We start from the raw sequence: 6,979 nt of genomic DNA on the forward strand, positions 1-6,979 counted from the left end.
TGCGCACGCTTTCGATGCGGCCGGCCTCCGTCGGCCCGGTCAAGCACCTGATCCGCCGGGTGGACCTGACCGAGCTTCGCGCGCTCATCGAGCGCGAATGTACCACCGGTGCCGCCAACCTGCGGCCAGCCGTGATGGACTGGCTCGCCGGGCAGGATATCTGAGGGTCGTCACTTCGGGGCGACGAGCCCGCGGTCCTGACGGAAGGCCGCCGTCACCGCGGCTTCGCCGTGGTCCCGCGCCAGCCGCATCAATGCGAAGCGGATTTCGGCGAGGTCCTGGTAGTACCGCGTGAAGGCATAGTTGATGCCTGCCCCGGCGACGCTGCCGAGAACCGGAATCGCCTGCGCCGCCAGCTTCTGGGTCAGGGCCGCGGCCAGCCGGGGCGCCACCGTGGCGATGAGCCGGTGCAGGCTCGCCCCCGAGATCATCGCCCGGCTCATCAGGAAGCTCGTGTTGACGCCGTCGTCCGCCGGGTCAACCGGATCGCCGGCCGCAAAGACCATCAGGCACTGCCGACGCACCGCCTCGTCCGCCGGGTCGAACCCCTCGGCGCGCGCCGCCTTCTGAATCGCCGCGAAGATGATCCCCACCGTCACCGGAATCTCCACCGCGGCCGAGGCGAGCCCGCCGAAGCCGCCGGCCGCGCCGGTCACGACGGCGGCGAGCGCGTGGCCATGGCGGCCCATCTCTGGCGCACGCTGCGCCTTCCCGGCCGCCTCCGCACCGCGGTATGCGAATTCCAGCGCCCGTTCCGTCGCGGCCTCGATTGCGTCCTTTGCTGCATCCGGCAGCGCCTCCAGCGCGTTCTCCGCCTTGGAGCCGGCAAATCCGACGACCGTCATCAGCAAGCCCCGCGCCGCGCCTGCACGTGCGGCGAGACGGGCGATCTCCGCCGCCGCCGCAGGCGTGATCGGCCGCTCGCCAGACGTCGCGATCTCGGTGGTCACGGGCCGCTCTCCTGTCCTTGCCGGGCGCCGGGGGCCCGCCGGAAAGACATGGGCCGCCGCCTTCCCTTCGTCAATCCGGGCTTCGTCAATCCGCCCCGCCGTCGCCCCGTGCCTTGGTCACCGCTCCCGTCACCCCCTCCCAGGCGCCGGATTTCAGCGCGAGGCCGAGCACCCGCTCCGGGTTCGTCGGCGGTGGCATCTCCACACCGTCGAGCTTCTTGAACCCGAAACGCCGGTAATAGGGCGCGTCCCCCACCAGGAGAACCCGCTCCCACCCGAGCCGCCGTGCCTCGGCGAGGCTTTCGCGGATGAGAAGCCCGCCCAACCCCTCGCCCTGGCGTGTCGGATGCACCGCCACGGGGCCGAGCAGCAGTATCCGCTTCCCGGCCACTTCGGCCGGCCAGTAGCGGATCACCGCTGCGAGCGTGCCGTCGTGATCCCGCAGCACGTGGCAGAGGTCCTTGACCTTCGGCACCCCGTCCCTGAGCCGGTAGGAAGACAACGCCCTCCGCCCCGGCGCGAAGCAGAGGTCATAGAGCGCCTCGACCTCCCACCAGTCGGCCTCCGTCTCCTCCTCAAGCCGGTACACGCGCGCCGCTCCCCGATTCCGCTGGAAATCGCCCCTAGCATGGGGGCAGGATCGGTTCAAACCCGAATGAGGTGCCATGTTCTACCGCCCCGAAGACGGCCACGGCCTGCCGCACAACCCTTTCAGCGCCATCGTCAATCCCCGCCCCATCGCCTGGGTGGGGACGCGTGGCGCCATGGGCGACAATCTCGCGCCCTATTCCTTCTTCAATGCGCTCGCCTACACGCCGCCGCAGGTCATGTTCGCCTCGAACGCATCGAAGGATTCGCTTCGCAACATCGTGGAGACCGGCGTCTTCTCGATCAGCACCGTGGAACATGCCCGGCGCGAGAAGATGAACGTCACCTCCGGCCTCTATCCGCCGGGAACGGACGAGTTCACCCTTGCCGGAGTGGCCAGGGCCGAGTGCATGACCATCCCCTGCCCTCGCGTGGCCGACGCGCCGGCCTGTCTCGAATGCGAACTGGTGGACGTGATCCGGCTGCGCGGCCCCGACAACCACCTCGTCATCGGCGAGGTCAGGGGCGTGCACCTGCGCGACGACTGCCTCGTGAACGGCCGCTTCGACGTGACCCGCTTCGGCGCGCTGGCCCGTGGCGGCTATCGCGACTATTCCGTCGTGACCGAAGTCTTCGAGATGGTCCGCCCTGGGGATAAGTGACCCGACCAGGGCGGCACGCCGCGCACGGTCGGCGGCACCGCGTGCCCGGAACCCGCGCTGCCGGCCGGTGCCTCGCCCTCCGCAGGTTCAGGGCATTCCTGCCCGTGTCAGGCATAGATGTAGCCGCCCGAGACGATGATGTTCTCGCCGGTCATGTAGGTGTTCCGGGGGCCCCCTGCCATCAGCACCCATTCGGCCATTTCCTCGGCCTCGCCGCCGCGACCAAGCGGGCTGGCTTGCGCCAGTTCTTCCAGGAACCCGAGTTCCCGCGCCTTTTCCGTCGCCATGCCGGCGGGCGCGACAGAGTTCACAAGGATACCGTCCGGCGCGACGGCATGCGCCATGCTTTTTGTCAGGCTGACAACGGCGGCCTTGGTCGCGGCGTAGTGCGCGTTCTGCGGATGGGCCTTGAAGGCGTCGACCGAGGTGATGTTGACGATGCGGCCGCGCACCCGGCCTATCGGCTCGTGGCGCTGCATGTGGCGCACCGCAGCGACCATCATGTGATAGGTGCCCTTGACGTTGACCGCGTTCGAGGCATCCCACTCGGCATCGGTGATCTCGAGGATCGGTTTGCGCGGGTAGATCGCCGCCGAGTTGACCAGCGTGTCGACCCGGCCCAGTTCCCCTGCGACCCTGGCGAAGGCTTCGTGGGCCGCCGGGGCGGTGCGTATGTCGCAAGCCGCGAAGGCCGCCGGAATGCCCGCCGCCCGGGCGGGCTCCAGCGCGGCTTCGGCCGCCGAGGCGTTCAGGTCGATGACGCCGAGGCCCGAAGCGCCCTCGGCCACCGACATCCGGGCCAGAAGCGCCCCGAGCCCGGCGCCACCGCCGACGATGACAACTGACAAGCCTTTCATTTCGATTTCTCCGCTGCGGGGACCTGGGGGCTGACGGGCTGGCGCGTGGGCAGGATGTCGAAGCGGGCGACGTCCACATGCGGCGGCAGGTTCAGGACAGCCAGCACCATCGCCGCGACATCCTCGGGCCGGACGGCGGTCTGCCCGGCATACATCGCCGCACGCGCCTCGGCCGGCAGCACGTCCTTGTAAAGCGGGCTTTCCACCCGGCCGGCGACGATCTCCGTCACCCGGACGCCCGCCGCCGAGAGGTCGAGCCGCAGGCTCTGTGCGAAGGCGCCGAGCGCCGCCTTGGTCGCTGCATAGACGGCCATGTTGGGATAGGGCGCATGCGCGGCGACCGAGCCAGTGAAGAAGATGTGCCCCCGTCCCTGCGCACGCATCGCCGGTGCCATGGCACGGGTCACGATCAGCGCCTGCGTCAGGTTGGTGGCGATCAGGCGATGGATATCCGCCTCGGCCATGTCGCAGAAGTCGCCGGGGGCGGTGACCATGCCGGCGTTGTTCACCAGGATTTCTGGCCGGAACCGCTCCTGCACGGCGGCCAGCCGCGCCGAAAGAATCGTCGGGTCGGCCAGGTCAAGGACCAGGGACTCGATACCCAGTGCCGCCAGTTCGGCAAGCGCCGCCTCATTGCGCCCGGTCGCCACGACCCGATGGCCGGCAGAGCGCAGGGCCAGCGCAATGGCCCGCCCGATCCCGCTTGTCGCCCCCGTCACCAAGGCCTGCGCCATGCCAGCCCCCCTCTGCTATTGCCGGCTGCACCGGATCGGCGCGGCCCCCGATGAAGAATAGACGTCCGACCGCAAGGATCATGTGTCGCGGACCGACGCGCCCCGGCCTGTCAGCCGGCGCAGTTGGCTTTCATCCGGGCCGTCCCAGCGCTCCGCCTCGATCCAGCGGCAGAAGGCCGCGATCGTCTTCACCCGACGATGGGCCCTCGGGAGGACAAGGTAGAACCCCGGAACCTGATCTTCCGGCATCCCGTGCATCACGTCACGGCCGAAAGGCGCGACCAGCTTGCCCAGCTTCAGATCCTCGGCCGCGTCGATGGTGGAGATCAGGCCGACCCCCAGCCCGGCCAGCGTCGCCCGGCGCATCGTGGCCGCGTCCTGCAGTTGCATGTCGGCTTTGCCGACCCGATCGGCGACCCCGATGTGCCGCAGCAGGTTCGGCCAGAGGTCGGCCGACAGGACCGGGTGCAGAAGGGGAAGCTCGCGCAGCGTCTCGGGTCCGGCGATACGGCGGGCAAGCTCGGGGGTGCAGCAGATCACCTTGTAGTCACGCAGGAGAAGCGTCGCCTCGCAGCCCGTCCAGGTGCCGAAGCCCCACTGGATCGCCACGTCCACGTCGTCGGCCACGAAATCCGGCAGGTCGACCATGGTCGTCAGGCGCAGGTCGGCATCGGGCACCGTCTCGCGGAAGCGGGTTATGCGGTCCAGCAGGTAGCGCGTGGCGAAATAGGGGCTGGCGTTCACGTTGATCCGGTTGCGGCTGGCGGACTTCGCCACCCGGCGCACCCCTTCGGCAAGTTCGTCGAAGGCCGCCTGCACGAAATGGGCAAGCAGGATCGCCTTCTCGGTGGGTTCGATGGCGCGGCCCCTGCGTTCGAAAAGCTCCGCCCCCAGCGTGCCTTCGAGGAGCTTGATCTGCTGGCTGACCGACTGCGGGCTGACGCTCAGCTCGTCCGCCGCCGCGCGAAACGAACGGTGCCGCACGACGGTGTGGAACACGCGCAGCGCGTTCAGCGGCGGTAGCCGGGACAAGGCGCTGCTCATGCCGGGTCACCTGCCATGGCGTCAGATCACCGCCTTTTCCAGGAAGGGCCGGTTCTCGACGATTCTTTCATAGCCCACTTCCGAAAGGTCCAGCGTGCGGAAGCCGCCATAGGTGATCAGTTCCGACACGCCGCGCCCGGCGGCGGGACCCTGTTGCAGGCCGTGGCCCGAAAAGCCGTTGGCGTAGATGAAGTTCGCGACCTCGGGATGCGCGCCCACGATCAGGTTGTGGTCGAGCGTGTTGAAGTCGTAGTGACCGGCCCACTGGTTCACCACCTTGATCGCCTCGAAGGCGGGCGAGCGTTCGGCAAGCGCGGGCCATATCTGGTCCTCGAATTCTTCCCACTGCGGCTCGAAATCGTCCCAGTCCACCGCCGGGTCATCGGTCGGAACGCCCCCCGACAGAAAGTATCTGCCCTCGGGGCGGCAGAAGACTCCCGAGGGGTCGATCATCAGCGGAAGGCGGCCATGGTTGACGGTAGCGCTGCCTTCCGGGGTCCTGGCGCAGTCGAAGACGAAGAGCGTGCGCTTGCGCGGCTCGACCGGCACGTCGAGCCCCGCCATCCGTGCGGTCAGCGCGGCGCGGGGCCCCGAGGCATTGACGACGGTCCCGGCCCGCACCACCGCGCCGGATTTCAGCGTGACCGAGGTCACGCATGCCGCCGCGCGGCCGATGGCGACAACCTCGTCGGTCACGTAATCCGCGCCCAGTTCGCGGGCCTTGGCCTTGAAACCGTTCATCAGCCCGGTATTCGAGAACCACCCCTCGCCCGACTGCCCGTAGCTTGCCAGCCGGATGTCATCGACATTCAGATGCGGGAAGGCGCGGGCCAGTTCCTCCTGGTCCCAGAGCACGACGTCCGCCCCGCAGGCGCGCTGCACCTCGTGGTTCTCGCCGAGGGTCCGCGCCTGATCCTCGGTTGCGGCAAGGAACAGGTATCCGCACTGATGGAAATTGAGGTCGGGCGGCGCCTCGCCCCGGACCTGCATGGTCCGCGCAAAGTCCTTGATGAAGGCGGACCCGTACTGGCTGATCCTCACGTTGATCGGATTGGAAAACTGCACCCGGATCGAGGAGGAGGACAGGGAGGTTGCCGCCCTGGCATAGGTCGGGTCGCGTTCCACCACCAGGACCGAACCCCTGAAATCCGGGTTTGCCGACAGGAAATACGCAACGGACGAGCCGATGACCGCCCCGCCGACGATGACCACATCGTAGCTCTGGTCCATTCTGTCGCCTCACGCTCCCGCCTTGTCGTCCGGATGCCCCAGATCGACGAACCAGCCGCCCAGGAACTGAACCGCAGGCGCCTTCGGGTCGGGAACCGGCGTGCGCGCTTCGACCGCGGCGCGGAACGGCTCCGTATTGTCCTGCGGCCGATAGCCGAGATGATCGGCCAGGCGATTGTCCACCGGCTTCACCGTATTGTCCGAGATGCCGAAGGACACGGTGAAGCCCACGCGCGGCGCGGTCAGGGCCGCGGCGGTCAGGCGGTTGCAGTCCTCGAAGGACAGCCAGGACCAGAGCATCCGGCGGTCGGCCGGCTCGGGGAAGGACGAGAATATCCGCAAGGCCACGCTTTCGATGCCGAACTTGTCCCAGTAGAGGCGGCCAAGATCTTCGACGAAGCATTTCGACAGGCCGTAAAGACCGTCCGGCCGGTGCGGGGCCGCCGTGTCGATATGGTCTTCCAGCCGGTGGTAGCCGATCGCGTGGACGGACGAGGCATAAACCACGCGCCTGACGCCGTTCTTCCGCGCGGCCTCGTAGATGTGATAGCTGCCGCGGATATTGGAATTGAGGATTTCCTCCCACGGCCGCTCGTTCGGGACACCGCCGAAATGGACGATCGCGTCAACGCCTTCCGTCGCCTTCAGAACCGCTGCTTCGTCTGCCAGATCGAAGGCGACCGACTCCTCGTTCGGGGCGAGCGTCGCGATACCCTCGCGGCTCGCAAGCCGCAGCTTGCGCGCCAGGGGGGCAAGGCCGCGCCGAAGCTCTGTGCCAAGGCGACCGGCGGCGCCCGTTATCAGGATCGTGTCGTAGTGCGGGCTCATTTCGGGTACTCAAGCGCGGCGACGGCGCGGGCGATGCGGGCGATGGCCTCGGTCAGGACCTCGTCCGACGTGGCCGTCGAAATGCG

At 68.4% G+C, this 6,979-nt stretch carries 8 protein-coding genes; 1 reads left to right on the forward strand and 7 read right to left on the reverse strand.

Features of this window, described 5'->3' with window-relative positions; all coding sequences use genetic code 11:
• Window positions 1–170: 170 nt before the first annotated feature.
• Both ACMUOO_RS15835 and ACMUOO_RS15840 read right to left on the reverse strand, forming a co-directional pair.
• Window positions 171–950: an EcsC family protein gene (locus ACMUOO_RS15835; RefSeq protein WP_301919209.1), complete on the reverse strand. Its 780-nt coding sequence runs from the start codon at window positions 948–950 to the stop codon at window positions 171–173.
• A gap of 85 nt (window positions 951–1,035) precedes the next feature.
• Window positions 1,036–1,539, reverse strand: coding sequence for a GNAT family N-acetyltransferase (locus ACMUOO_RS15840; protein WP_301919210.1), 504 nt, complete (start codon window positions 1,537–1,539; stop codon window positions 1,036–1,038).
• A gap of 76 nt (window positions 1,540–1,615) precedes the next feature.
• On the opposite strand from ACMUOO_RS15840, the gene ACMUOO_RS15845 reads away from it, so the two are divergent.
• Window positions 1,616–2,200: a flavin reductase family protein gene (locus tag ACMUOO_RS15845; RefSeq protein WP_301919211.1), complete on the forward strand. Its 585-nt coding sequence runs from the start codon at window positions 1,616–1,618 to the stop codon at window positions 2,198–2,200.
• 107 nt (window positions 2,201–2,307) lie between these two features.
• Here ACMUOO_RS15845 and ACMUOO_RS15850 read toward each other — a convergent pair whose 3' ends face one another.
• The 5 genes from ACMUOO_RS15850 to ACMUOO_RS15870 form a co-directional block, all read right to left on the reverse strand.
• Window positions 2,308–3,057 carry an SDR family NAD(P)-dependent oxidoreductase gene (locus tag ACMUOO_RS15850; RefSeq protein WP_413855713.1) on the reverse strand — a complete coding sequence of 250 codons (750 nt, stop codon included), beginning with the start codon at window positions 3,055–3,057 and terminating at the stop codon, window positions 2,308–2,310.
• On the reverse strand, window positions 3,054–3,791 hold the full coding sequence (locus ACMUOO_RS15855; RefSeq protein WP_301919213.1) for an SDR family oxidoreductase: 738 nt from the start codon (window positions 3,789–3,791) through the stop codon (window positions 3,054–3,056). Before ACMUOO_RS15855 ends, ACMUOO_RS15850 begins: the two co-directional genes overlap by 4 nt.
• A gap of 78 nt (window positions 3,792–3,869) precedes the next feature.
• Window positions 3,870–4,835 (reverse strand): LysR substrate-binding domain-containing protein, encoded by a 966-nt coding sequence (locus tag ACMUOO_RS15860; RefSeq protein WP_301919214.1) that lies wholly within the window; start codon window positions 4,833–4,835, stop codon window positions 3,870–3,872.
• A 21-nt stretch (window positions 4,836–4,856) separates the two neighbouring features.
• Window positions 4,857–6,065, reverse strand: coding sequence for an NAD(P)/FAD-dependent oxidoreductase (locus ACMUOO_RS15865; RefSeq protein ID WP_301919215.1), 1,209 nt, complete (start codon window positions 6,063–6,065; stop codon window positions 4,857–4,859).
• Window positions 6,066–6,074: 9 nt separating this feature from the next.
• Window positions 6,075–6,893, reverse strand: a complete 819-nt coding sequence (locus ACMUOO_RS15870; RefSeq protein WP_301919216.1) for an NAD-dependent epimerase/dehydratase family protein — start codon at window positions 6,891–6,893, stop codon at window positions 6,075–6,077.
• Window positions 6,894–6,979: the final 86 nt, after the last annotated feature.

This window comes from Albidovulum sp., from assembly GCF_041919395.1.
Classification (GTDB): domain Bacteria; phylum Pseudomonadota; class Alphaproteobacteria; order Rhodobacterales; family Rhodobacteraceae; genus Albidovulum.

Bases quoted from the DNA above. Each gene is read 5' to 3' on its own strand.
- ACMUOO_RS15850 (WP_413855713.1), bottom strand. From the start codon at position 3,057: ATGAAAGGCTTGTCAGTTGTCATCGTCGGCGGTGGCGCCGGGCTCGGG.
- ACMUOO_RS15855 (WP_301919213.1), bottom strand. From the start codon at position 3,791: ATGGCGCAGGCCTTGGTGACGGGGGCGACAAGCGGGATCGGGCGGGCC.
- ACMUOO_RS15845 (WP_301919211.1), top strand. From the start codon at position 1,616: ATGTTCTACCGCCCCGAAGACGGCCACGGCCTGCCGCACAACCCTTTC.
- ACMUOO_RS15860 (WP_301919214.1), bottom strand. From the start codon at position 4,835: ATGAGCAGCGCCTTGTCCCGGCTACCGCCGCTGAACGCGCTGCGCGTG.
- ACMUOO_RS15865 (WP_301919215.1), bottom strand. From the start codon at position 6,065: ATGGACCAGAGCTACGATGTGGTCATCGTCGGCGGGGCGGTCATCGGC.
- ACMUOO_RS15870 (WP_301919216.1), bottom strand. From the start codon at position 6,893: ATGAGCCCGCACTACGACACGATCCTGATAACGGGCGCCGCCGGTCGC.